The organism is Burkholderia sp. BKH01, from assembly GCF_025685725.1.
In the GTDB taxonomy this organism is placed as follows: Bacteria; Pseudomonadota; Gammaproteobacteria; order Burkholderiales; family Burkholderiaceae; genus Burkholderia; species Burkholderia pyrrocinia_C.
The window spans coordinates 58,538-83,719 of the sequence record NZ_JAOTQT010000023.1; the positions used below are offsets into that span (position 1 = coordinate 58,538).

At 67.0% G+C, this 25,182-nt stretch carries 19 protein-coding genes and 1 pseudogene; 13 read left to right on the plus strand and 7 right to left on the minus strand.

From position 1 onward, the window contains the following. Positions 1-22 precede the first annotated feature (22 nt). The 4 genes from OEJ37_RS26750 to OEJ37_RS26765 form a co-directional block, all read right to left on the minus strand. Positions 23-1,111 (minus strand): molybdate ABC transporter substrate-binding protein, encoded by a 1,089-nt coding sequence (locus OEJ37_RS26750; RefSeq protein ID WP_263347178.1) that lies wholly within the window; start codon positions 1,109-1,111, stop codon positions 23-25. Between the two features lie 8 nt (positions 1,112-1,119). Next, on the minus strand, positions 1,120-1,911 hold the full coding sequence (locus tag OEJ37_RS26755; RefSeq protein WP_175918597.1) for a transcriptional initiation protein Tat: 792 nt from the start codon (positions 1,909-1,911) through the stop codon (positions 1,120-1,122). A 208-nt stretch (positions 1,912-2,119) separates the two neighbouring features. Further along, the gene (locus tag OEJ37_RS26760) at positions 2,120-3,394 is read right to left on the minus strand and encodes an MFS transporter (RefSeq protein ID WP_263347181.1); all 1,275 of its coding nucleotides are present in this window, start codon (positions 3,392-3,394) and stop codon (positions 2,120-2,122) included. Positions 3,395-3,523: 129 nt separating this feature from the next. Next, positions 3,524-4,990 carry a mannitol dehydrogenase family protein gene (locus tag OEJ37_RS26765; protein ID WP_263347184.1) on the minus strand — a complete coding sequence of 489 codons (1,467 nt, stop codon included), beginning with the start codon at positions 4,988-4,990 and terminating at the stop codon, positions 3,524-3,526. A gap of 158 nt (positions 4,991-5,148) precedes the next feature. Here OEJ37_RS26765 and OEJ37_RS26770 point away from each other — a divergent pair, with 158 nt between their 5' ends. The 5 genes from OEJ37_RS26770 to OEJ37_RS26790 all read left to right on the plus strand — a co-directional run bounded on the left by OEJ37_RS26770 (position 5,149) and on the right by OEJ37_RS26790 (position 10,686). Next, on the plus strand, positions 5,149-5,877 hold the full coding sequence (locus tag OEJ37_RS26770; RefSeq protein ID WP_175918595.1) for a GntR family transcriptional regulator: 729 nt from the start codon (positions 5,149-5,151) through the stop codon (positions 5,875-5,877). Between the two features lie 21 nt (positions 5,878-5,898). Continuing rightward, complete coding sequence (gene manD, locus OEJ37_RS26775; RefSeq protein ID WP_174421025.1) at positions 5,899-7,107, plus strand: D-mannonate dehydratase ManD; 1,209 nt, start codon at positions 5,899-5,901, stop codon at positions 7,105-7,107. 29 nt (positions 7,108-7,136) lie between these two features. Beyond that, positions 7,137-8,168 carry a Zn-dependent oxidoreductase gene (locus OEJ37_RS26780; RefSeq protein WP_174421026.1) on the plus strand — a complete coding sequence of 344 codons (1,032 nt, stop codon included), beginning with the start codon at positions 7,137-7,139 and terminating at the stop codon, positions 8,166-8,168. Positions 8,169-8,255: 87 nt separating this feature from the next. Continuing rightward, on the plus strand, positions 8,256-9,272 hold the full coding sequence (yiaK, locus tag OEJ37_RS26785; protein ID WP_263347188.1) for a 3-dehydro-L-gulonate 2-dehydrogenase: 1,017 nt from the start codon (positions 8,256-8,258) through the stop codon (positions 9,270-9,272). 124 nt (positions 9,273-9,396) lie between these two features. Continuing rightward, positions 9,397-10,686 (plus strand): MFS transporter, encoded by a 1,290-nt coding sequence (locus OEJ37_RS26790; RefSeq protein WP_263347189.1) that lies wholly within the window; start codon positions 9,397-9,399, stop codon positions 10,684-10,686. A 36-nt stretch (positions 10,687-10,722) separates the two neighbouring features. Here the strand turns inward: OEJ37_RS26790 and OEJ37_RS26795 are convergent, their stop codons facing one another. Continuing rightward, positions 10,723-12,924 carry a TonB-dependent siderophore receptor gene (locus tag OEJ37_RS26795; RefSeq protein WP_263347192.1) on the minus strand — a complete coding sequence of 734 codons (2,202 nt, stop codon included), beginning with the start codon at positions 12,922-12,924 and terminating at the stop codon, positions 10,723-10,725. Between the two features lie 411 nt (positions 12,925-13,335). Between OEJ37_RS26795 and OEJ37_RS26800 the strand changes: the two genes are divergently transcribed. Beyond that, on the plus strand, positions 13,336-13,782 hold the full coding sequence (locus OEJ37_RS26800; RefSeq protein WP_175918592.1) for a hypothetical protein: 447 nt from the start codon (positions 13,336-13,338) through the stop codon (positions 13,780-13,782). A gap of 39 nt (positions 13,783-13,821) precedes the next feature. Here OEJ37_RS26800 and OEJ37_RS26805 read toward each other — a convergent pair whose 3' ends face one another. Next, positions 13,822-14,568: a TetR/AcrR family transcriptional regulator gene (locus OEJ37_RS26805; protein ID WP_174421031.1), complete on the minus strand. Its 747-nt coding sequence runs from the start codon at positions 14,566-14,568 to the stop codon at positions 13,822-13,824. Between the two features lie 170 nt (positions 14,569-14,738). Between OEJ37_RS26805 and OEJ37_RS26810 the strand changes: the two genes are divergently transcribed. From OEJ37_RS26810 to OEJ37_RS26835, 6 genes are all read left to right on the plus strand, one after another. Continuing rightward, positions 14,739-15,920, plus strand: coding sequence for an isovaleryl-CoA dehydrogenase (locus tag OEJ37_RS26810; protein WP_034180867.1), 1,182 nt, complete (start codon positions 14,739-14,741; stop codon positions 15,918-15,920). A 31-nt stretch (positions 15,921-15,951) separates the two neighbouring features. Continuing rightward, a complete protein-coding gene (locus OEJ37_RS26815) occupies positions 15,952-17,559 on the plus strand; it encodes a carboxyl transferase domain-containing protein (RefSeq protein WP_174421032.1) in 1,608 nt (535 codons plus the stop codon). 15 nt (positions 17,560-17,574) lie between these two features. Then, positions 17,575-18,360 (plus strand): enoyl-CoA hydratase/isomerase family protein, encoded by a 786-nt coding sequence (locus tag OEJ37_RS26820; RefSeq protein ID WP_263347197.1) that lies wholly within the window; start codon positions 17,575-17,577, stop codon positions 18,358-18,360. A gap of 39 nt (positions 18,361-18,399) precedes the next feature. Continuing rightward, entirely contained in the window at positions 18,400-20,397 is a 1,998-nt protein-coding gene (locus OEJ37_RS26825; protein WP_263347200.1) for an acetyl/propionyl/methylcrotonyl-CoA carboxylase subunit alpha, read from the plus strand. Between the two features lie 322 nt (positions 20,398-20,719). Next, entirely contained in the window at positions 20,720-20,923 is a 204-nt protein-coding gene (locus OEJ37_RS26830) for a lipase chaperone (protein WP_047902437.1), read from the plus strand. Positions 20,924-20,965: 42 nt separating this feature from the next. Next, positions 20,966-23,080 carry a phosphocholine-specific phospholipase C gene (locus tag OEJ37_RS26835; RefSeq protein WP_263347204.1) on the plus strand — a complete coding sequence of 705 codons (2,115 nt, stop codon included), beginning with the start codon at positions 20,966-20,968 and terminating at the stop codon, positions 23,078-23,080. A gap of 78 nt (positions 23,081-23,158) precedes the next feature. Here OEJ37_RS26835 and OEJ37_RS26840 read toward each other — a convergent pair. Beyond that, positions 23,159-24,482: pseudogene (locus tag OEJ37_RS26840) on the minus strand (galactosyl transferase GMA12/MNN10 domain protein). Between the two features lie 379 nt (positions 24,483-24,861). Here OEJ37_RS26840 and OEJ37_RS26845 point away from each other — a divergent pair. Further along, on the plus strand, positions 24,862-25,041 hold the full coding sequence (locus OEJ37_RS26845; protein ID WP_263347207.1) for a hypothetical protein: 180 nt from the start codon (positions 24,862-24,864) through the stop codon (positions 25,039-25,041). The last annotated feature ends 141 nt before the right edge of the window (positions 25,042-25,182 follow it).

Sequence of the window (25,182 nt, forward strand, 5' to 3'; positions counted from 1 at the left end):
CCACGCGGTCGGGCCTTTGCCGTCAGCCTGCGTCGGGCCGGTCCTGCCCCGGCGCGAGGTGCTGCACCGGGGTTGTCGCATCGTATCGGCCGAACCCATAGCGCTGGAATATCCGGAACGCTTCCGGCGACCGGATGAACGCGAGCCACGCGCGCGCGGCTTCCGGATGCGGCGCGTCCTTCACCATCGCGCCCGCATAGATCGCCGTCGTATTCTGCGCGGCCGGAATGTCGATGTGCATCAGCGGATGCCCGACCTGCTCCTGGAACGCCGCTTCGGATTGCCACAGCACGCCGGCGTCCGCGCGCCCCTGCATCAGGAACAGCGCGGTTTCCCGATGGTGGATGTGCGTGAGCTCGGTCGTGCCAGCGCGCACCTTGTCGTCGTAGACGGTGCGCGCGAGCGCGTCGCCGCCGGCCTTCGCGAGCGACGCGCGGATCTGCCGCGCGACGCCCTCGAATTCCGGGTTCGGCATCGCAAGCTTCACGTCGGGCCGCGCGAGATCGTTCAGCGACGCGATGCGCTTCGGATTGCCGGCGCGCACCATGATCGTCAACTGGTTCGTCACGTACGGCACCGCGGGGCCCGCGAGCGTGCCGTCCGCGATCAACCCGTCGATCTTGCCGAGCCCCGCGAAATACGCATCGGGCTTGACCGTCCACGTCATGTTGCCGACCGTGATCGTGCCGCCCGCGTGGATCTGCTTCACGAGCAGGCCGGGCGGGATCGTTTCCCAGTAGATGCGGCCGCGGTATTCGGGATGGTCTTCCTCGAACTTCGCGACGAGCGGCGCCATCGCGAAGAAGTAGTTGCCGCCGACGAACAGCACGAGCTTCGGCGCGGTGAGGTCGCCGTGGAAATCGGCGAGCACGTCGACCTGCGGCACCGTGAATTCGAGGCCACGATGAATCGCGTCGTTGTTGCGGCCGTCCTGCCAGGGCGGAAAGATGGTCGTGGCGGTGGCTGCTGTTGCGGTGGCTGCGGGCGCGGTGGCGGGCGCGGCGAACGAAAGCGCGGACGCGCAGCACAGCCACGCGGCCAGTGCGGCCAGCGCGGCGCGCAGCGTGCGCCGCCGGCGGCGCGATGGCGATTGCGGGGGGATCGAGGTCATCGTGGAGCTCATTTCGCGTACGTGAAACCGGCCTGCTGCAGTTCGGGCAGCGTGCCGACCGCGCCCGGCGTGACGATCGCCGACGGGATCACGTGGTTGGTCAGGTCGGCCGCGAGCGCGTCGAGCGGCAGCTTGTCGGGATTCGCGTTCGCGCCGTCGAGCCGTTCCGCGAGCTCCCAGATCGCGTTGTGGCACGACAGGAACACGACGCCGCGCTGCCGCAGCGCGGCGATGCTGTTGTCGTGCGACGAGAAGGCGCCGTCGGGCAACGCGTGATCCTGCGCGCCTTTCGATTGCGCGGGCTTCGCGTCGAGCAGCGTGTTGGTCGGGAAGGCGGCGCCGGCCAGTTTCGCGAGGCCGTACTTGTCCCACGCGGCCTGGTCGAACAGCGCGAGATGCGCGCTGCCGTGCGTGGCCGACACGACGAGGAAATCCGGATGACCGTACGACCAGATCTGCGCATTCAGCGAATTGCGCATCAGGTTCAGCCACGGGCCGCCGAGCTCGGTGTTGTCCCACACCTGCTTCGGGCCGCCGCGATAGCCGATCACTTCGGCGAGCGCCTCGTGATCCCACTGGTCGGGGCGATCGAGGATCATCGGCACCGTCTTGAAGTCGCGCCGTCTCGGCACGGCCGCGAGGCGGCGCGTGAGGTCGGCGAGGCGCGCGGCGGCGCCGGGCAGCAGCGCGCCGGTTTCGGGCGCCGCCGCGTGAACGTGGCGCGTGGCGGCGAGCAGTGCGGTGCCGGCCGCGAGGCCGAGTGTCTTGAGCGCGCCTCGGCGCGCATGCCGGTCGGACATGGCTTATCTCCCGGGATCGTTTTTGTGGGGGCGTGTCGCGTTGCCGTACGGCCGCGCAGCGTCGCCATCGCGTAGCCAGTCTAGGGGCGCGCGATCGATCCCGGAAATCGCGATATCGGATGGGAGATATTCGGGGGTCCGATGATTGGGCGGGAGGGGGCGACGCCGGCTGAAGCGGCGTCGCGTTGCGAATGTCGCGCGGCGGGCGTCAGTGCGCCGCGCGTTCGCGCAGGACTTCCGACGGCCGGCTGTTGCGCACGAATACGCCGGCCAGCACGGCGCCCGTCAGCGCGATCGCGCCGGCCAGCACGAACGCGGCCGCGAACGAGCCGCTGCGTTCGACGATGAAGCCGGTCACGGCCGGCCCGATCACGCCCGACAAGCTGCCCATGCAGTGCAGGAAGCCGCTCACGCCGCCGACGCGCGTCGGGTGCACGACATCCTGCACGATCGCCCAGTAGATCGCGCCGGTGACGTACAGGAAGAACAGCGACACGGACATCAGCGCAACCGCGCCTTGCGTCGACTGCACGGTACCCGCGATCGCCACGCATGCGCCCGCGCCGAGCAGGCAGGTGACGAGCACGATCCGGCGCGACAGCAGCAGGTTGCCGGTGAGCCGGTAGAGCGCATCCGAGATGGCACCGCCGCACGCGAGGCCGACCGTGCCGACGAGCCAGGGCACGACGGTGGCGATGCTCATCTCCTTGATGTTGAGGTGATGCGCGCGCACGAGATAGCTCGGGAACCAGCTCAGGAAGAAGAACAGCACGTAGTTGTAGCTGAAGAACGCGGCCGCCGTGGCGAGGATGCGCGGCTGGCGCACGTAGTGCGACAGCGTGCGCGCGGGTGCCGATGCGTCGTCGTCGCTCGCGCGGGCGGCGGCGGGCATGTTCGGCGCCTCGTTTGCCGGCGTGGCCGGACGGTCCGACGTCGACACCATCCACAGCACGACCCACGCGAGCCCGATCGCGCAGACGATCCAGAATGCCGGCCGCCAGCCGAACTGCGCGGCCAGCAGGCCGACGATCGGCCCGGCGATCGCGCCGCCGAGCGGCGAGCCCGCGCTGAGCAGGCCCATCGCGGTCGCGGCGCCATCGCGCGGCAGCCAGTTGTTGACCATCTTGTTCGCGGCCGAGCACAGCGGGCCTTCGGCCATGCCGAACAGCAACCGCACGATCAGCAGGCTCACGAAGCCGACGGTCAGCGCGGTCATCCCGCAGAAGATCGACCAGAGCCCGACCGCCAGCACGTACACGAGCTTCGGCCCGAGCCGGTCGGATGCGAGCCCGCCGATGAAATTGAACAGCGCGTAGCCGACGAAGAACGTGCTGAACACGATGCCCATCTGCGCGGCGTCGATGCCGAGATCGGTCTGAACGATCGGCGCGACGATCGACAGCGCGACGCGGTCGAGATAGTTGATGCCGTACACGATGAACAGCAGGAATACCGTGAACCATGCCTGCGACTTCTGCTTCATGTCTGTCTCCTTCGTGCCGGTGGGCCGGCCGTCATGTCTTTTCCATCGTTCGCCGCGTCGACACTGGCATCGACGGGCAGGGGTGTCACGCGGTTCGCGTCGGCGGGGGCAAACCGGCCGTACGGTCGGTCAGCGTGCGTGCAGCGGCGCGAGCAGCGCATCGGTGCCGTGCGCGCGCAGCGTCGACAGATGCGCGCCGACGCGCGCGACCAGCGCGTCGGGCCACGCGGCCGGGCCGGCGAGCGCGGCACTGGCGAGCGCCGCGCGCACCGCGCCGTTCGCGTCGCCGGCCGCGCCGAGCGTCTCGGCAAGCGCAGCCGCGCCCGGGTCGCTGATCGTCAGCGGCCGGCCGCAAGCGTCGCGCGCGGTGGTCAGGTAGTACAGCCAGAGCGCAAGCGCCCGCTCCAGATACGGGCGCTCGACGCCCGCCGCCGCGCTGTCGGCGAGCGCGGGCAGCCAGCGCAGCGGCACCTTCTGCGTGCCGTCCATCGCGATCTGCTCGGTGCGATGCGCGAGCGTCGGATTCCGGAAGCGCCGCACGAGCGTCGCGCAATAGTCGTGCGCGTCGAAGCCGGACGGCACGTCGACGGTCGCGAGCAGGTCGTGCGTCATCACGCCGTCGACGAACGCCGCGATCGCCGGATCGGCCATTGCGTCCGACACGGTCGCGCGGCCGCGCAGTTGTCCCGCATACGCGATCGCCGAATGCGAGCCGTTCAGCAGCCGCAGCTTCATCGTTTCGTAGGGCCGCACGTCGGCGACGAGGCGCGCGCCGGCGTCTTCCCAGCGCGGGCGCGGGCCGGCGAAGCGATCCTCGATCACCCATTGCGAGAACGGTTCGCAGACGATCGCGGCCGCGTCGCGCGCACCGAGGTGCGCTTGCGCCCAGTCGAGCGATTCGGGCGTCGCGGCCGGCACGATCCGGTCGACCATGCTGTTCGGGAATGCGACGTCGTCGCGGATGCGCCGCGCGAGCGCGCCGTCGTCGACGCATGCCGCGTAGTCGAGCAGCAGCGCGCGCAGCGTGTCGCCGTTCGACGTCATGTTGTCGCAGCAGACGACGGTGAGCGGCGCGCCGGCCGGCCGCTGCCGGAGGCCGGCGGCAATCACGCCGAGTGCGGTACGCGGCGTGTCGGGCGCGGCGAGGTCAGCGCGGAGGGCGGCATCGTCGGTGTCGAGGCCGCCGCCGGGACGGCGGCAATAGCCTTTCTCGGTCACGGTCAGGCTGACGATCGACACGCGCGGATCGGCGATCAGCGCGAGCAGCGCGGGCAGCGATTCCGGTGCGAACAGCGCGCCGTGCACGGCCCCGACGATCCGGGTGCGCGCGCCGTCGCCGTCGCGTTCAGTCACCGTGTACAGGTTGTCCTGCGCGGCGAGCAGGTCGACGGTATGGCGCCGCCGCAGCTCGACGCCGACGATCCCCCAGCGGAGATCGCCCTGTTCGAGCACCGTTTCCGTATGGATCGCCTGATGCGCGCGGTGGAACGCGCCGAGGCCGAGATGGACGATGCCCGTGCGGACCGCGCGCCGGTCATAGCGGGGGCGGCGCGTGCCGGGCGGCGCGGTGTGCAGGAAGTCGGGTGCGGGTGGCATGACGATCGGAAATGGGTTGTACCATGGTAGATATCGGGGTGAGTGAAGGTTATTGCGGGTTTTTGCCGGAAGTTATTGGTGTAAACGCCAGTTCTATCAATTTCCTTGGGTTGTGTACCATGGTAGTTATCGAAATCGAGTCAGATGCATCGGCAAACATGAGCGAAACGGCAGCATTTGAGGAAGACGTCGTCGTCACGGCGTTGCAGGGGTTCTCGCTGGACGAGAGCCGGTCTTATACGGAGCAGGTGCACGTGCTGCTGCGCCACGCGATCGTGCGGGGCGCGCTGCCGCCGCACACCGCGCTGTCCGAGGCCGTGATCTCGACGACGATCAAGGTCAGCCGCACGCCGGTGCGCGAAGCGTTCGCGCAACTGGCCGACGAGCGGCTCGTGCAGATTCACCGGAAGGTCGGCACGTTCGTCGCGCCGATTCCGATGTCGATCCTCGAGGAAGGGCGGTTCGCGCGCAGCACGCTCGAATGCGCGAACCACGTCGAGCTCGCACAGAAAATCACGGCGGAACAACTCGCGGAGCTGTCGCGGATCATCGACGCGCAGCGCGCCGCGGTGGCCGCGCACGATGTCGAGGCGTTCTTCGAACTGGACGAAGCGATGCACGGCCGGATGTTCGCGTTCGCGGGCCGGCCGCACGTGTGGGAAATGCTGCAGCCGATGAAGCGCCAGTTCGACCGCGTGCGCTGGCTGCTGCTCGACCGCGTCGAGGATCATGCACGCCGCGCGCTGCAGGAGCACGAGCAGATCCTCGCGCATATCGCGTCGCGCAACATGGCGTTGCTCGGCGCATCGGTCGCGACGCACGTCGACCGGATCGGCTCGCATCTGCCCGATGTGCGCAGTCGCGCGCCGCACTACTTTGTCGACTGAATCGCCTGCTGGAGGAGCGCAGTGAAAATCGAACGCTTGCAGACCATCGTCACGTGTCCGGGCCGGAACTTCGTGACGGTGAAGATCGTGACCGACGAAGGCGTCTACGGCCTCGGCGACGCGACGCTCAACGGGCGCGAGCTCGCCGTGCGCGCGTACCTGGAAGAGCATGTATTTCCTTGTCTCGTCGGCCGCGACCCGCGCAACATCGAGGACATCTGGCAATACCTGTATCGCGGCGCGTACTGGCGGCGCGGGCCCGTGACGATGACGGCGATCGCCGCGATCGACATGGCGTTGTGGGACATCTTGGGCAAGCTCGCGGGCATGCCGGTTTACCAGCTGCTCGGCGGCAAGAGCCGCGACGGCCTGATGGTGTACGGCCACGCGAACGGGCGCGACCACGAGGAAGCGGTCGACGCGGTGCGCGCGCATATCGAGGCAGGCTTCCGTGCGATCCGCGTGCAGTCGGGCGTGCCGGGGCTCGACAAGGTGTACGGCGTCGGCAAGACCGCGGGCGCGTACGAACCCGCCGAAAAGGGCCTGCCGCCTGAAGAGCCGTGGGATACCGCGCTTTATCTGCGCCATACGCCGGACCTGTTTCGCAAGGTGCGCGACGCGGTCGGCGATGCGCCGCACCTGCTGCACGACGCGCATCACCGGCTCACGCCGATCGAGGCCGCGCGGCTCGGCCGCGATCTCGAGCCGCATCGCCTCTTCTGGCTGGAAGATGCGACGCCCGCCGAGAACCAGGACGCATTCCGCCTGATCCGCCAGCACACGACGACGCCGCTCGCGGTCGGCGAAGTGTTCAACTCGATCTGGGATTGCAAGGACCTGATCCGCGATCAGCTGATCGACTACATCCGCGCGACGATCGTGCATGCGGGCGGGATCACGCACGTGCGCCGGATCGCCGACTACGCGGCGATGTACCAGGTGCGCACGGGCTTTCATGGCGCGACCGACCTGTCGCCGGTCTGCATGGCGGCGGCGGTCAACTTCGGATTGTGGGCGCCGAACTTCGGCATCCAGGAACTGATGCCGCACAGCCCGCTGACCGACGAAGTGTTTCCGCACAGCTACCGCTTCGAGGACGGTTATCTGGTGATGGACGACGTGCCGGGCCTCGGTGTCGACATCGACGAGACGCTGGCCGCGAAGTATCCGTACGAGCGCGCGTACCTGCCGGTCGCGCGGCTGCGCGACGGCTCGATGTGGAACTGGTGAGCGGCAAGGAACCGAAGGAGAGAACCGAAATGTTGAGCGTCGTTGTCGATCGCCCGAACAGCATGGGCGTGCGCGAAGTGCCGCTGCCCGTGCCCGCCGCCGGCGAAGTGCGCGTGAAGGTCCGCTATGCGGGCATCTGCGGGTCGGACCTGCACATCTTTCACGGCAAGAATCCGTTCGTGTCGTATCCGCGCATCATCGGCCACGAATTCGTCGGGACGATCGAGTCGGTCGGCGAGGGCGTCGACGCGGCGCGGCTCGGCGAGACCGTCGCGGTCGATCCCGTGATCAGCTGCGGGCATTGTCATGCGTGCTCGATCGGCCGGCGCAACGTCTGCCGGCACTTGACCGTGCTCGGCGTGCATCGCGACGGCGGCTTCAGTCAGTACACCTGTGTGCCGGCCGGCAATGCCTACCGGATTCCGGCGGAGATCGCCGATACCTGCGCGGCGATCGTCGAGCCGTTCGCGGTGGCCGCGAACGCGACGTCGCGCACCGGCGTGCTGCCGGGCGACGTTGCGCTGATCTATGGCGCAGGCACCGTCGGGCTGACGATCCTGCAGGTGCTCAAGCGCGTATACGGCATCCGCGCGTTCATCACCGACCGGCTCGACGCGCGCCTGCAACTCGCGCGCAAGTGCGGCGCGGCGGAGGACGAGATCATCAACACGAGCGTCGAGTCGTTGCCGGACGCGCTGGCGCAGCGCGGCGTCGACGGCGGCCCGACGCTGATCTTCGATGCGGTCTGCCATCCGTCGATTCTCGAGGAAGCCGTGCGGATCGCTGCGCCGGCGGGCCGGATCGGCGTGCTCGGCTTCTCGTCGGAGCCGTCCGCGATCGTACAGGCGGAACTGACGAAGAAGGAACTGACGCTCGCCGCGTCGCGGCTGAATTGCGCAATGTTCCCGCAGGTCATCGACTGGATCGGCCGCGGGCTGATTCAGCCGGAGCACATCGTCACGCACAAGGTGGGTTTCCGCGACGTCGCGCAAGCGTTCGAGATGGCCGAGCAGAGGCCTGCCGAGAGCTGCAAGATCCTGCTCGATTTCGCGGGCGGCTGATACCGGTTCGGGTCGCGAGCCGGGGCGGCGGCATCCGGTTCCGGATCGAACCGCACCACACCACAAGAACTTCAGGAGACAGGCAGGATGATCCGAATTCCGTTCGAGGAGTTGCAGGGCGCCATTTATCTCGCGCTCCTGAATGCGGGCATGAACGAGCACGACGCGGGCGTCTGCGCACGGGTTCATGCGGAGGCGACCTGCGACGGCGTCAATTCGCACGGCATCAATCGCGTCGCGCGCTTCGTCGACTACGTCCGCAAGGGCTGGGTGAATCTGCAAGGCGCCCCCACGCCGGTCAAGCGCTTCGGCGCGATCGAGATCCTGGACGGCAATCGCGGCCCGGGCATTCTCAATGCGTTGTCCGCGACCGAGCGCGCGATGGCGATCGCGGCCGAGCAGGGCGTCGGCATCGTCGCGCTGCGCAACACGACGCACTGGATGCGCGGCGGGACGTATGGCTGGCACGCGGCGGATCGTGGCTATATCGCGATCTGCTGGACGAATACCGAATCCTGCATGCCGGGTTGGGGCGGCAAGAAACCGCGCGTCGGCAACAACCCGTTCGTGATGGCGGTGCCGCGGGACAAGGGCCCTATCGTGCTCGACATGGCAATGTCGCAGTATTCGTACGGAAAACTGCAGGCCACCCGCCTCAAAGGGAAAAACATGCCGTTTCCCGCCGGTTTCGACAGCGAAGGGAAGCTGACCGTCGAGCCCGGCCCGATCGAGGCGTCGATGCGGATCCTGCCGATGGGTTACTGGAAGGGCTCGGGATTCGCGATCATGCTCGACGTACTGGCCGCCGTGCTGTCGGAGGGGCTGGCGACGAACGGGATCGATGCCGTGCAGCAGGGAAGCTGCACCGGCTGCTCGCAGGTGTTCATCCTGATCGACCCGCGCAAGCTGGGCGGCGAGGCGTTCACGAACGAGGTCGCCGACGGCGTGGCCGATTACGTGAATACGTCGGAAGTCGCTGAAGACAGCGACGAGGTGCTGTATCCCGGGCAAAGCGCGCTGCGAACCCGCATCGAACAGCGGCGGCACGGCGTTTCCGTCGACGACGGAATCTGGGCCGACGTGCTCGCGCTCGCGGAGCGATGAGGTCGGCGCATTCGTGACGCGGCGCCGGCAGGCGGCCCGGCCCGCCACGAGCATACGAAACGTACCAGCGTATGGATCGATACCGTCGCCGTCGAGGTTCTTGTATTAATCTGGAGAACTGATCATGAAGGCGGACGTCACGCTTGTGCTCGGCGCAAGCACCGAAGCACTGCACGAAGATGCGTTGTACCGGAAGGTGATACTGAGGATCGTCCCGCTGTTTTTCCTCGGGTTCATCATGTCCTATCTGGACCGCGTGAACATCGGTTTTGCCAAACTGCAGATGGCGGCCGATTTCGGCCTGACGAATGCGTCCTTCGCACTCGGCGCGAGCGTGTTCTTCTGGGGCTACATGCTGTTCGAGATTCCGAGCAACCTGATCCTCCGGCGAGTCGGCGCACGCGCATGGATTGCGCGGATCATGATCACGTGGGGGATCGTGTCGACCCTGATGATCTTCTCGAGGAACGAGGCCGCGTTCTATTCGCTTCGTTTCCTGCTTGGCGTATGCGAGGCCGGTTTCGTTCCGGGCGTGATGTATTACACGAACACGTGGCTGCCCGCCCGGCGCCAGAGCGGCATGTATTCGCTGTTCCTGATGGCGTTGCCGATTGCCGTCGTGTTCGGTGCGCCGCTATCCGGCGCGATCCTGGAGACGATGAACGGCGTGGCCGGCATCAAGGGATGGCAGTGGCTGTTCCTGCTCGAAGGGCTGCCGTCCGCGGTGCTGGGCGTCGTGATCCTGGCGCTGCTGCGGAACCGGCCGGCCGACGTCGATTGGCTGACGCCGCGCGAGAAGCAGATCATCGAGGCGAATGTCGCGAAGGAGGCGGCGTTCAAGTCACATCGCGTCGCGGATGCGTTCCGGACGCCGAAGATCTATGCGCTGATCGTCGTGATGATCCTCTTCAACACCGCCTTCTACGGGCTGACGTTCTGGATGCCGACGCTGTTTCATGACGCCGGCGTCGCGAACAGCCTGGATGTCGGGCTGTTCACGGCCATCCCGTTCGGCGTCGCGGCGATCTGCATGTACGTGAACGCGAAGGTCGCGGAGAAGTCCGGGCGGCTGCGCCGGCACGGCGTGGTGCCGGTCGCGCTGGCCGCCGTCGGCCTGTTCGTCGCGACCGTGGCGCACGACAGCTTCTGGCTCGCGCTGATCATGCTGACCGTCGCGACGTCGGGCATCCTGTCGCTGATGCCGATCTACTGGACGCTACCGGGACGCGTGCTGTCCGGTGCGGCCGCGGCGGCCGGCCTCGCGCTGATCAACGCGTGCGGGAGCCTGTCGGGGATTCTCGGCGCGATGATCATCGGCTTTGCGGGCATCCGCACCGGCATGGCGATCCTTGCCGGCTTCCTGTTGCTATGCAGCGTCGTGTTCTACCGGGTCTGTCCGCCGACGGCGGAATGACGCCGAACCGGGCCCGGCTTCCGGCCGCCCTGGCCGTCAGAACGACACCGTCGTCGTCAGCATGACGAGCCGCGGCTCGCCGACCGCGACGATCAGATTGTTGTTGCTCGACGGGTAGTAGATCTTGTCGAGCAGGTTCTTCACGTTGAGCTGGAAGCGCGTCGGGAACTTGCCGATCGTCGTTTCGTAGGCCGCGAACGCGTCGACGGTCACGTAGCCGGGCAGCGTGAAGCTGTTCGCGGTGTCGCCGGAGCGTGCGCCGACGAGGCGCGCGCCGCCGCCGAAGCGCCAGCGACCGGGCAGGTTCGCGATCGCCGTGTCGTACACCGCGAACAGGCTGCCCGTGTGGCGCGCGACGTTGACGAGCGGCGTATTGCTGTCGCGATCGGTCGCGTTCGTATACGCATAGCTGCCGATCACGCTCAGGTGGCGCGTGATCTGCCCCGCGACGTCGAGCTCGATCCCGCGCGAGCGCGCGGTGCCGATCGTCGACGTGACGTCGTCCACCGTGACCGCGACGTTGCGCTTGTCGATCTGGTAGACCGCGAGCGTGCCCGTGATCGCGGGCTTCAGGCTGAACTTCAGGCCGGCCTCGAGCACGCGGCCGTATTCCGGCGCGAGCGGCGCGGCGACGTTCGTTGCGACATTCGGCTTGAACGAGCGGCTCACGTTCGCATACGCGGTCAGCGCCGGCGTGAGCGCATACGCGAGCCCGAACTGCGGCAGCCAGACATTGCCGCGCGAGCGGTCGGCGAACACGAACGGCCGGCCCATCCCCGATTCCTGCTGCCAGTTTTCCCAGCGCAGCCCGCCGACCGCAGTGAGGCGCTCGGTGAGCTTCACCGAGTCCTGCACGACCATCGAATACGCATGCACCACCGAGCGCGAATCGCTTTGCTTCGGGTTGGGCATGCCGCCCGGCGCGAGCAGGCCGTACACGGGGTCGTAGAGATTGAAGCCCGTCGTTGCCTTGCCGCGGATCGTATCGCCGCGGAAGCTGCGCTGCCGCTCGTATTCGCCGCCGATGTAGAGCGCGTGGTTCATTCCGGCAAGCGTCACGTTGCCGAGCAGGCCGAGCGTCGCGATCTGGTCGGAGTCGTTGCGCCCGAGGTTCGCATCGGACGAGCGCGTCAGTGCGCCGGTCCCGCTGTTGAACGCGGTGGCGCGGGTGATGGTCTGGTCGTAGCGGTCGCGGCCCCAGCCGTAGGTCGCGCGCACGCGCCACGCGTCGGAGAAGCGGTGCTCGATGCGCGCACGCAGCGTTTCCTGGATGCCGCTGCTTTGCGACCACGCTTCTTCGTAGCGGCGGTAGCGCAGCGCATCGTCGAGCTGGCCGTTCACGAGCACGGTGCCGCGATCGAACGGCGTCGTGTAGTCGACGTACTGGTAGCTGACGTCGATCGACGTGTTCGCGTCGTGCCACGACAGCGCGGGCGCGATCAGCGCGTCGCGCTGGCGGCCGAAGCTGCGCCAGTAGCGGCTCGTGCCGTATTCGCCGGTCAGCCGGAACGCGAGCGTGCCGCCCGCGACCTGGCCCGGCTTGCCGAGCGGGCCGGTGAGATCGAATAGCGCGCTGCCGCCGCCGTGGTTCGTGCGCGACGCGGAGATCGAGCCGCCGAACGTGTCTTCCGGCTTGCGCGTGACGAGGTTGATCACGCCGCCCGGATCCTGCATCCCGTAGAGCAGCGAAGCAGGGCCCTTCAGCACTTCGACGCGGTCGATCGTCGCGAGATAGCTGTGCAGTACCGGCGTGCGCACGCCGTCGACGAGCACGGAGCCGTCGTTGTTCGATCCGAAGCCGCGCTTGGTGAACGCGTCGCGCGTGCCGCCGAGCGTGTTCGTCTGCGTGACGCCGCTGATGTTGCCGAGCACGTCGTCGAGCGAGCGCGCCTGCTGGTCCTGCATCACGCTGCTGCTGACCACCGCGACCGATTGCGGAATCTCCTTGAGCGGGCGGTCGCTGCCGCCCGCGATGCTGGTGGTGCGCGGTTGATAACCGATCGTCGGATCGATGGCCGCCGATGCGGTGACGCTGATGGCCGGGAGTTCGCGTTCGGCGGGCGTCGCGGGTGTCGATGCGGGCGTGAGAGCGGATGCGGGCGCAACGGGTTTGGCGTCGGCGCGTTCGGCGGCGTCGGCATGCGCGCCGCTTGCGACGCAAAGGGTGATCAGGGCAGGCAGGCTGGTGCGCCACGGACGAAGGGGTCGGGTGCGGCGGGTCGTTCGACGGGATGGCATGAATCGATGCAGGGCGGAGTGCTAAGGATCGTGTCGCGGGTCGCAGCACTTTGCTGCAACCGGGATGCGCATGATATATGTAATGAGAATCATTTTCAATTGTAATGAGGCGATCGGCAGCGGGCGGGCGTTGGTTGCCGGGCCTTCGGCCGTCTGCTACCGTAGCGGCCAAAATCAGACGCAGTGAAATTCAATGAGAGAGCCGGGGGCCGCACCATGTCATCTTCCCGTCGCGTCGCGTTCAGCGCGACGCACCGCACTCGACCATGCGGGTGGTGAAGTGATCGCAGCCGTGTTCCGCCATTCGAGCGACTGAAGCAACGGAAGCGAATTCAGTTGGCGTTGTGCCGCGCAGCCGGCGCAGCGCCGCCTTCAATCACTTCAACCACCACGCTAGACGCGAGACCACCCATGAAAAAGATTTCCGTGCCGTTCGCGGCGGCCGCGCTTGCGGCGTGCGCGATGCTGGCGGGCGTTCACCGGAACGCCTGCGCCGCACCGGCGGACGAGCCCGCGATCGATGCGCACTACAGCGTCGTGATCGAGGCCTATACGCAGGACATGGCTGCCGCGAAGACGAAATACGACGGCAAGCGCCTCGCGTTCGTCGGCGCCGTGATCCGGATGGGCAGCGACCCGGGCGGCACGTACTTCGGCGCGCTGACGACCGACGGCGGGCAGTTCGACACGCATTTCGACGTGGCCGACCAGGATGCGTTGAAACCGAAATTCCCCGGCGGCGAGATCAAGCCGTTCACCGCGTCCGCGGATTTCCGGTTCAGTTGCGTGAACGAAGGTTATATCGATGCGTCCGTGTTGCCGGGGCTGAAGTTGACGCACTGCCGACTCGCCAACTGACCGGCGTGCCGCGCGGCGCGGCAACTCCGCCGCCGCGCATCACGCGCGCGTGTTTTCCCCTTCCAGCCGCCGCACGGCTTCCGCGACTTCGTTCCTGAAGCGCACGAGCGCCGCCTGTTCCGGCGCGGGCGGCTGCACGGCGGCCCACAGCATGTCGACCAGCTGCGTGGCCGTCGTTTCCGTATCGAGCTTGCGGTGCCCGAGGATCGCATCCCACAGCACGTGCTCGATCGGCCCGAACACCATCGAGCGCAGCAGGCTCAGCGGCAGGTCCGCGCGGACCTGCCCGGCCGCCTGGCCGCGCGCGAGCACGTCCATCAGCGGCGCGGTATAGCGGCGCTGCAGCGCGGTGAGCTCGTCGCTCAGCGCATGCTGCTTCGCGCGGCCTTCCGACAGCACCAGCGCGCACAGCCCCGTGCCGTTCACGAGCATCAGCCGCAGGTGGGTGCGTACGATGAACGCGAACTGCTGCTGCACCGACGCATCCCGCGGCATCCCGTGCTCGAACGCGGCGATGATTTCGTCGTACCAATCCGCGATGACGCGCGCGCACAGCTCGCGCTTGCCGCGGAAGTAGCTGAACACCGTCGCCTCGGATACCCCGACGCGCTGCGCGATCTCGGCGGCCGTCGCATGCTCGTAGCCTTTTTCGGCAAACACTTCACGACCGGCGCGCAGGATGTCCTGCACGCGCTGCTGGGATTTGCGCCCGGCGGGCGCGCGCGACGTGTCGGCGCGGTCGGCTTTGACGGTGGCGGTCATGGTGTCGGCGGTAGCGGCTGTCATGTCGGCATGATATCTGAGTGTCACTCAAAAAACTATTGACGCCGAACCGGACGAGGCGCGAAACTGTGCAAAATTTCCGCTGTATTGGTCAATGAATCGGCGCATTCATTCGATTTGAGCGAAACTCAGAAATCGGTGCATGCGACACACTTTCTGGAGACGGAGGAGACATGATCAACCTGCCCGGCGTGCAATTCATGCTCGGTGAAGACATCGAGATGCTGCGCGATGCCGTCGCGACGTTCGCGGCGAAGGAAATCACGCCGCGCGCGGCGGAGGTCGACCGCACCGACCAGTTTCCGATGGATCTGTGGAAGAAGTTCGGCGATCTTGGCGTGCTCGGCATGACGGTTGCCGAGGAGTACGGCGGCGCGAACATGGGCTACACCGCGCACATGGTCGCGATGGAAGAGATCTCGCGCGCATCGGCGTCGATCGGCCTGTCGTACGGCGCGCACTCGAACCTGTGCGTGAACCAGATCCACCGCAACGGCACCGAAGCGCAAAAGCAGAAATACCTGCCGAAGCTCGTGTCGGGCGAACACATCGGCGCGCTCGCGATGAGCGAACCGAATGCCGGCTCCGACGTCGTCAGCATGAAGCTGCGCGCCGACAAGCGCGGCGATCGCTACGTGCTGAACGGCACGAAGATGTGGATCACCAACGGCCCCGATTGCGACACGCTCGTCGTCTATGCGAAGACGGACGTCGAAGCGAATGCGCGCGGCATCACCGCGTTCATCGTCGAGAAGGGGATGAAGGGCTTCTCGGTTGCGCAGAAGCTCGACAAGCTCGGCATGCGCGGCTCGCACACGGGCGAGCTGGTGTTCCAGGACGTCGAGGTGCCGGAAGAGAACATCCTCGGCCAGCTCAACGGCGGCGTGAAGGTGCTGATGAGCGGCCTCGACTACGAGCGCGCGGTGCTGTCGGGCGGCCCGACGGGCATCATGGCCGCATGCCTCGACGCGGTCGTGCCGTATATCCACGACCGCAAGCAGTTCGGCCAGGCGATCGGCGAATTCCAGCTGATCCAGGGCAAGGTCGCCGACATGTACACCACGTTCCAGGCATGCCGCGCGTATCTGTACGCGGTCGGCCGCCATCTCGACTCGGCGGGCAGCGACCACATTCGCCAGGTGCGCAAGGACTGCGCGGGCGTGATCCTCTATACGGCCGAGAAGGCGACGTGGATGGCCGGCGAGGCGATCCAGATCCTCGGCGGCAACGGCTACATCAACGAATACCCGGTCGGCCGCTTGTGGCGCGATGCGAAGCTCTATGAAATCGGCGCCGGCACGAGCGAGATCCGCCGGATGCTGATCGGCCGCGAGCTGTTCGCGGAAACGATGTAACGCCCCACGTCACGCGAACGGAGCTCCGTCGATGCCGATCATCGAATCAAAAATGAACCCGCGTTCGGAAGACTTCCGCGCGAACGCCGCGGCGCTCGAGGCGGTCGTCGCCGACCTGCGCGCGAAGATCGAACAGCTCGCGCAGGGCGGCGGCCAGGCCGCGCGCGACAAGCACCTGTCGCGCGGCAAGCTGCTGCCGCGCGATCGCATCGCGCAACTGCTCGATCCGGGCGCGCCGTTCCTCGAGCTGTCGCAGCTCGCGGCGAACGGCATGTACAACGACGACGCGCCGGGCGCAGGCGTCATCACCGGGATCGGCCGGATCGCGGGCCGCGAGTGCGTGATCGTGTGCAACGACGCGACGGTCAAGGGCGGCACCTACTACCCGGTCACCGTGAAGAAGCACGTGCGCGCGCAGGAAATCGCCGCGGAAAACCGGCTGCCGTGCGTGTACCTCGTCGATTCGGGCGGCGCGAACCTGCCGAACCAGGACGACGTGTTTCCCGATCGCGACCACTTCGGCCGCATCTTCTTCAACCAGGCGACGATGTCGGCGGCGGGTATCGCGCAGATCGCGGTCGTGATGGGCTCGTGCACGGCGGGTGGCGCGTATGTGCCCGCGATGAGCGACGAGTCGATCATCGTGAAGAACCAGGGCACGATTTTCCTCGGCGGGCCGCCGCTCGTGAAGGCCGCGACCGGCGAGGAAGTGAGCGCCGAGGATCTCGGCGGCGGCGACGTGCACACGCGCCTGTCGGGCGTGGTCGACCATCTCGCGCAGAACGACGCGCATGCGCTGTCGATCGCGCGCAACATCGTCGATCATCTCGCGCCGAAGATCGCATCGCCGGTGGCGCTACGCGAGCCGAAGCCGCCGCGCTACGACGCGAAGAGCCTGTACGGCGTGATTCCCGTCGATACGCGCAAGCCGTTCGATGTGCGCGAGGTGATCGCGCGCATCGTCGACGATTCCGAGTTCGACGAATTCAAGGCGCGCTTCGGCACGACGCTCGTCACGGGCTTCGCGCACATCTGGGGCCATCCGGTCGGGATCGTCGCGAACAACGGCATCCTGTTTTCCGAATCGGCGGTGAAGGGCGCGCATTTCATCGAGCTGTGCTGCCAGCGCAAGATCCCGCTCGTGTTCCTGCAGAACATCACGGGCTTCATGGTCGGGCGCAAGTACGAGAACGAAGGCATCGCGCGGCATGGCGCGAAGATGGTCACGGCCGTGTCGAACGCGAAGGTGCCGAAGTTCACGGTGATCATCGGCGGCTCGTTCGGCGCCGGAAACTACGGGATGTGCGGCCGCGCATTCGGGCCGCGTTTCCTGTGGATGTGGCCGAACGCGCGCATCTCGGTGATGGGCGGCGAGCAGGCCGCGTCGGTACTCGCGACCGTGCGTCGCGACGGTATCGAGGCGAAGGGCGGTTCGTGGTCGACCGACGAAGAAGAGGCATTCAAGCAGCCGATTCGCGACCAGTACGAGCGCCAGGGCCATCCGTATTACGCGAGCGCGCGGCTGTGGGACGACGGCGTGATCGATCCCGCGCAGACGCGCGACGTGCTCGGGCTCGGCCTTGCGGCGTCGATGAACGCGCCGATCGACGATACGCGCTTCGGCGTGTTCCGGATGTAACGAGGAGAGCGGACGATGCGATACGAAACCATCAAGGTCAACGAAGCAAGCCGCGTCGCGACCGTCACGCTCGCGCGTCCCGACGTGCGCAACGCGTTCAACGAGACGACAATCGCCGAGCTGACCACCGCGTTCGAATGGCTCGACGCGCACGAAGGCGTGCGCGCGATCGTGCTCGCGGCGGAAGGCACCGCGTTCTGCGCGGGCGCGGACCTGAACTGGATGAAGAAGATGGCCGGTTACTCGGACGACGAGAACCGTGCCGATGCGCGCAAGCTCGCGCGGATGCTCGAGGCGATCCATCGCTGCGGCAAGCCGGTGATCGCGCGCGTGCATGGCGACGCGTATGCGGGCGGCGTGGGCCTCGTCGCGGCGGCCGATATCGCGATCGCCGCCGACGGCGTGAAGTTCTGCCTGTCTGAAGCGCGGCTCGGGCTGATTCCCGCGACGATCGCGCCGTACGTCGTGCGCGCGATGGGCGAGCGTGCGGCACGCCGCTACTTCACGACGGCCGAGGTGTTCGACAGCGCGCGCGCCGCATCGCTCGGCTTCATTCACGACGCGGTGCCGGCCGATGCGCTCGACGAAACGGTCGCGAAGCTGGCCGCGACGCTCGTCGCGAACGGCCCCGACGCGGTGCGTGCGTGCAAGCGGCTCGTCGCCGATGTCGCCGGCCGCGCGCTCGACGCGACGCTGATCGAGCAGACCGCCGACTGGATCGCGCGCACCCGCGCAGGCGCGGAAGCGCGCGAAGGGATCGCGGCCTTCCTCGAGAAACGCACGCCGTCGTGGCGTGAATGACGTCGTCGTGACCCACTCTTTCCGGACGAAACCGAAGCCATGTTCGACAAGATTCTGATCGCCAACCGCGGCGAAATCGCGTGCCGCGTCGCCGCGACGTGCAAACGTCTCGGGATCGCGAGCGTCGCCGTCTATTCCGACGCCGACGCGAACGCGAAGCACGTGGCCGCATGCGACGAAGCCGTGCACATCGGCGGCTCGGCGGCCGCGGACAGCTATCTGCGCATCGAGCGTATCATCGAAGCCGCGCGCGCGACCGGCGCGCAGGCAATTCACCCCGGCTACGGCTTCCTGTCGGAGAACGAAGATTTCGCGCATGCGTGCGAAGCGGCCGGCATCGCGTTCATCGGGCCGCCCGTCGACGCGATCGCGGCGATGGGGTCGAAGGCCGCCGCGAAGGCGCTGATGCACGCGGCCGCCGTGCCGCTCGTGCCCGGCTATCACGGCGACGACCAGGACACGGGCAACCTGCATCGCGAAGCCGATGCGATCGGCTACCCGGTGCTGCTGAAGGCCAGCGCGGGCGGCGGCGGCAAGGGGATGCGCGTGGTCGAGCGCTCCGACGATTTCCCGGCGGCGCTCGCGTCGTGCCAGCGCGAAGCCGCGAGCAGCTTCGGCAACGACCGCGTGCTGATCGAGAAATACCTGACGCGCCCGCGCCACGTCGAGGTGCAGGTGTTCGGCGACACGTACGGCAATACCGTGTACCTGTTCGACCGCGATTGCTCGGTGCAGCGCCGTCACCAGAAGGTGCTCGAGGAAGCGCCGGCGCCTGGCCTGCCCGACGAGTTGCGCCGCGCGATGGGCGAGGCGGCCGTCGCGGCCGCGCGCGCGGTCGGTTATGTCGGCGCGGGCACCGTCGAATTCATCATGACGGGCGACGCGTTCTACTTCATGGAAATGAACACGCGCCTGCAGGTCGAGCATCCGGTCACCGAGATGGTCACCGGGCTCGATCTCGTCGAGTGGCAACTGCGCGTCGCGTTCGGCGAGACGCTGCCGCTGAAGCAGGACGAGCTGCGCGTGCAGGGCCACGCGCTCGAGGCGCGCCTTTACGCGGAGAACCCCGCGCGCGGCTTCCTGCCGTCCACCGGCACGCTGAAGCACCTGCGGCTGCCGGACGGCGTCGAGTTCGACATCGGCGCAGCGGTACGCGTCGACAGCGGCGTGCGCGAAGGCGATGCGATCACGCCGTTCTACGATCCGATGATCGCGAAGCTGATCGTCCGTGGCGCGGACCGCACGGAAGCGCTGGGCCTGATGCTGCGTGCGCTGCGCGCGTGCGAGGTGGTCGGCCTGCATACGAACGCCGCATTCCTGCAGCGGATCGTCGCGTGCGAGCCGTTCGCGACGGCCGATCTCGATACGGGCCTGATCGAGCGCAACAATGACGCGCTGTTCGCACCGCAACAGCCGTCGCGCGCGACGCTCGCGCTCGCTTGCGCGGCACTGCTCGCGCGCGAACGCGGTGCGGTCGCGCAGGGGGCATCGCCGTGGGGTGCGCTGCCGGACTGGCGGCTGAACGGCGGTTATCGCCGCACGCTCGAATGGCACGCGGTCGACCGCGAAGCGGACGTGACGGTCGCGTACGAAGACGATGGCGCCGTTGCACGCATCGCGGCCGGCGACGCGGCCGCGCAGCCGTTCGTTTGGACGCGCGGCGCAACGCCGCTCGATTTCGACGTGACGCTCGGCGGCATGCGCAGCAGCGGCCGCGTGTATGCGGACGGCGACACGTTCCATGTGTTCACGCAGGGCGCGGCCGAGACGTTCGAATGGCGCAACCTGCTTGCGCATGCAGGTGACACGGAGCAGGGCGGCGGGCGTTTGACCGCGCCGATGCCCGGCAAGGTGATCGCGGTGCTGGTCGAACCGGGCCAGAAGGTCGAAGCCGGCACGCCGCTGATCGTGATGGAAGCGATGAAGATGGAGCACACGATCGGCGCGCCGGGTGCGGGCGTCGTCGCGGAAGTGCTGTACGGCGTCGGCGACCAGGTCGCGGATGGCGCGCAGTTGCTGATGATGGCGGAAGGCTGATCGACGCTTTCGCTGTGCGCGGGCCGGCAGCTGCCGGCCCGTGAAAACCGCTTCGCGAATCGCCGCACGCAGGTGGTTGCGACCGGTGCCGCTTCGATTGAAGCGACGCGCCGGCGCCGCGCCAATCTTTCGTTCGCATTACGTATTTCATGCGAAATCCATACTTTCGTCGAACGCACGGCCTGCTGCGCTACACCTTCCCACCGCGCGTCCATCGTCACTCGACACCGTCGTGTAACAAGTCGAACATAGCATCTCGCCGTCGATATGACCGACGCGGGTTCGCGTCCGTGTCACGTCGTCACATCCACGGAGATACGTTATGCGAACGTCGGCCCTACGGCCTTTCGCGGTCGTCGGCCTGGTCGCGCTGATCGCACTCCTCAGCGCCTGCGGCGACGACCTGAATGCAGACCCCGCGCCCGTCGCGCAGCAGAAGGCCGCCTGCGGCGGCGCCGCCGTCGCCACCGCGCAGATGCGCTGCCCGCCGGGTTTCACCGCGCCCGCATCGTCGCCCGCTTCCTGATACCGGTCGTTTCAACCAGAAATCCAATCAAGAGCAACCAGCATGGCCACTCATTCGCGACGCGATTTTCTGAAGTTCTCCGCCGGCCTCGTCGGCGCGACCGCCGCCACCGCACTGCTTCCCGAATCGATCCGCAAGGCACTTGCGATCGAGCCGAATACCGTGACGGGCACGATCCAGGATGTTCAGCACATCGTCGTGTTCATGCAGGAAAACCGCTCGTTCGACCACTACCTCGGTCACCTGAGCGGCGTGCGCGGCTACAACGACCGCTTCCCGGTCACGCTGCCGAACGGCAAGCCGGTGTGGTTCCAGCCGCGGCAGGAGGACAATACGAGCGTGATCGCGCCGTTCCGCTACGACACGACCAACCCGGGCGTCAACGCGCAGTGCATCGGCGGCCTGCCGCATACGTGGGCGACGACGCACGGCGCGATCGACAACGGCCGCGCGGACCAATGGGCGGTGCAGAAGTCCAACATGACGATGGGCTACCACGTCCGCGACGACATCCCGTTCCACTACGCGCTCGCGGATGCGTTCACGGTGTGCGACAACTACTTTTGCTCGATCCCGGGCAACACGCACCCGAACCGCATGTACCTGATGACGGGCATGGTCGATCCGCTCGGCACGGGCGGCGGCCCGCTGCTCGACAACACCGACTATATCGACAACCAGTTCGACAAGATCAAGTTGCCGCCCTTCAGCTGGACGACCTACCCGGAGCGGCTCGAACAGGCCGGCATCTCGTGGCAGGTCTACCAGCAGGGCACCGGGTTCGACAACTTCACCGGCAACTACGGCACGAACATGCTGGCGTGCTTCAACAACTTCGTGAATGCGCCGGCCGGTTCGTCGCTGCAGACGCGCGGGATGAGCACGCGCCCGATCACGCAACTGAAAGCCGACGTGCAGGCGAATGCGCTGCCGCAGGTATCGTGGCTGCTGCCGCCTGCCGCGTATTCGGAACATCCGAAGTTCACGCCGCTGTACGGCGCCTACTACCTGTCGACGATCCTCGACGCGCTGACGTCCAATCCGGACGTGTGGAGCAAAACCGTCCTGCTCGTCATGTACGACGAGAACGACGGCTTCTTCGACCATGTCGTGCCGCCGCAGGCGCCGACGCTGCCGGGATCCGGCATGAGCACCGTGGACGTGTCGCTCGAGCGGCACAACGTCGTGACCTCGACGCAGACCGGCACGTATACCGCCGACAACCTGCCGTACGGCCTCGGCCCGCGCGTGCCGATGTTCGTCGTGTCGCCGTGGTCGAAGGGCGGCTTCGTCTGCTCGCAGGTCTTCGATCACACGTCGGTGCTGCAATTCATCGAGAAGCGCTTCGGCGTGATGGAAACGAACATCTCGCCGTGGCGCCGCGCGATCTGCGGCGACCTGACGTCGGCGCTCGACTTCTCGAAATCGGATGCGACGCTGCCGACCTTGCCGAGCACGCAGGCGTATGTCGCGCAGGCGGACCTGCAATGCTCGCGTGCGTCGTCGCAGACCGCGCCGGCCAGCACCGCGCAGCAGGTCGTGACCGCGCAGGAGCCCGGCACGCGGCCGGCGCGCGCGCTGCCGTACGAACTGCACGTCACCGGCCAGCTCGGCGCGCAAGGCTACGCGCTGACGTTCGCGAATACCGGCACGCAAGGTGCGCACTTCTGGGTCTATACGGGCGACGCCACCGCGATGCCGCGCCGCTATACGGTCGAAGCGGGCAAGCAGTTGACCGATACGTGGGCGCTCGACGCGAACGGCAGCTATCTGGTGAGCGTCTGGGGCCCGCACGGCTATTTCCGGCGCTTTGCGGGGTCCGCCGCCGCGGACGCCGCCGCGAAGCCTGAAATCACCGCGTGCTATGACGCCGCGAACGGCGACGTCTACGTGACGTTCGCCAATGCGGGCAGCAGCGCGCTGACGGTCACGGCGACCGATGTCGCGTACGGCGGGGCGGCGCGCACGCTGACGATTCCGGCGGGGCAGCGCGTCGAGGCGCACTGGGATCTGTCGTGCAGCAGCCGCTGGTACGACCTGCAGTTCGCGGTTGCGGGCAATGCGGGCTGGATGCGCCGCATCGCGGGGCACGTCGAAACCGGCAAGGCCAGCATCACCGATCCGGCTGCCGTCGCGCCGACGACTACGGCGATCTGACGGCAAGCGGCGTGCGCCGCCGGCTGGTTGAATCCGGCCGGCGCATGCGCTTGCGATGTTGATGTCGCGGTGGCGGCGTCAGGGCAGCAGCCCGTCGTCGTGCGCCATCATCGGCGCGCAGCATCGCGGACCACATCCCGTAGTAATGCACGATGTAGCTGTCCGCGCTGCGAAACAGCCAGGGCGTGTTGAAGCTGACGAGATCGGCCACGCCTTCGCCGTGCAACTGCCCGTCGCGCTCCATCGCGCGAATGAAATGCAGCTGGTCGCCATCGCTGGCATAGACGCTCGACCTGTCCTGCAGCGCGGCGATCGTGGCCATCATCTCGCGCAGCATCGCGTCGTTGCGTTCGGTGCGGCGGAACGCCATCACGCCCGAGTTGAACGCCCACTGGCCGATATCCTGCGCGAGCAGCCAGTCGCGCCCTTCGAGCAGCGGCTCCAGCGCCTTCTGCTGGTCCGCGATCAGCACGTCGGCGTCGAGCCACACGACCCATTCATGGTGCTGCAGGTACGCATGCAGCAGCCAGGGCTTGAACCAGTTGCCGGTCGCGTTCAGTCCGATCTCGGCGGGGATGTCGCGATGCACGTAGAGCGTGTAGCCGTGCGCGTCGCAGTAGCGCCGTAAATTCCGTTCGGCGATGCGCGCATAGCTGCCGATGTTCGGCGTATAGAGCGTCATCAGCGCAATCGGGCGGCCGGGATTGTAGGTGCTGCGCTCGGCGGATTCGTCCGGCGCATCGGCTGCGTCGTGATCAAACGAGAACATCGGCTGGCCGGCGGCGCGGCATCGATTGACGTATGCGACGAGCGTGTCGCGGAACCGGGGCGTCGCGCCTTTTCGTTCGGGATCGTGCGGCGTGTCGTCGATGCTGATCGCGAACGTCGGTTCGCGGCTCCACATCGGATCGAGGTTGGGGCTGGCCGGCATGACCGGATACAGCCCGTCGATCCGCGTCATGTAGCGATGTGTGTCGAGATCCGCGAACAGCGCGGCCTCCGACGTCAGCCGCGGCTCGCTACCGAGCTTGCACCGCTGCACGAGCCGCATCACGATCACACGCACGGCCGCCGTGTTGCGCCACATCTGCACGTCGACTTGCGGCAGCGGGGGCGCGAACGCGTCGACGAACAGCATGTCGCGCCCCGTCATCAGGCGATCCAGCGCGACGGGTTCGACGATCGCCGCGTCTTCGCTGAGCAGCAGCGCGAGTTCGTCGGGCTGCGCACCGCGCAGCACATGGAGCAGCGATTCGTAGCGATGCAGCGGCCGTAGCGGTAGCGTCTGCGGCATCGCGGAGGCGTCGACGAATTCGTGACGGTACCCATGCGTGTGCGCCTACTGCCGGTGATTCTCGAGGCTGGCGGGCGCGTCGTGACTGAAATGGCTGAGGACGATCATCGTGTGCTCCGACGCTCGGGACGTGGATGACGACGAGTGATACACGGGGTGTTTTTCAGCACCGAATCGTGGCCGGGCACGCTTTTCCGTGCGTGCAGCCTCGGTTCGTCAAGAATTGCCCGGAAGGCTTGCGCGGCGTCGCGTTCCATTCTGTCAGCCTCTTTTCCAATAGCGTTGCGGCGAGGTCGTTTCTTGTCCGTCTGAGTGCCGACATCCCGGACAACTCCGATGGCATAGCTGGTCGCCGGAGTATCGCATAATCGGTTCGTGGATTTAATTTTCATTATTGAAAATTTCGTATTCGTCTCATGGATTTTGTTGTGGCGATTTGATTAACTCGGGAAAATCTGACGGCATCGTATTCCTGAGGTTATAGCGAATGGGCGTGCCGATGTATGTAACTCATCATGCAACGGTGATCATGCAAACCATTCAGGATGTGCTCGAACACCCGAGCGCGATCGTTACCCAGTCTCTTCATCTCGAAATCGCGACGCTCGCCTCTGCGCTCTCCGTGTTCGAACAAAGGCGATGGTGGCCAGCGGCGGTGCGTCGATGACCATCGAGAACGGCAGCGTTGTCTTCAATTGTCCCGGCGAATTCCGCATCAGGGCAGCCTCATTCACGTTCGAGGGGCCCCGCCATACGTCCGTCAATCTTCCGCAACTGCCGGTGAGCGACTACCAGCCCAACACCAGAT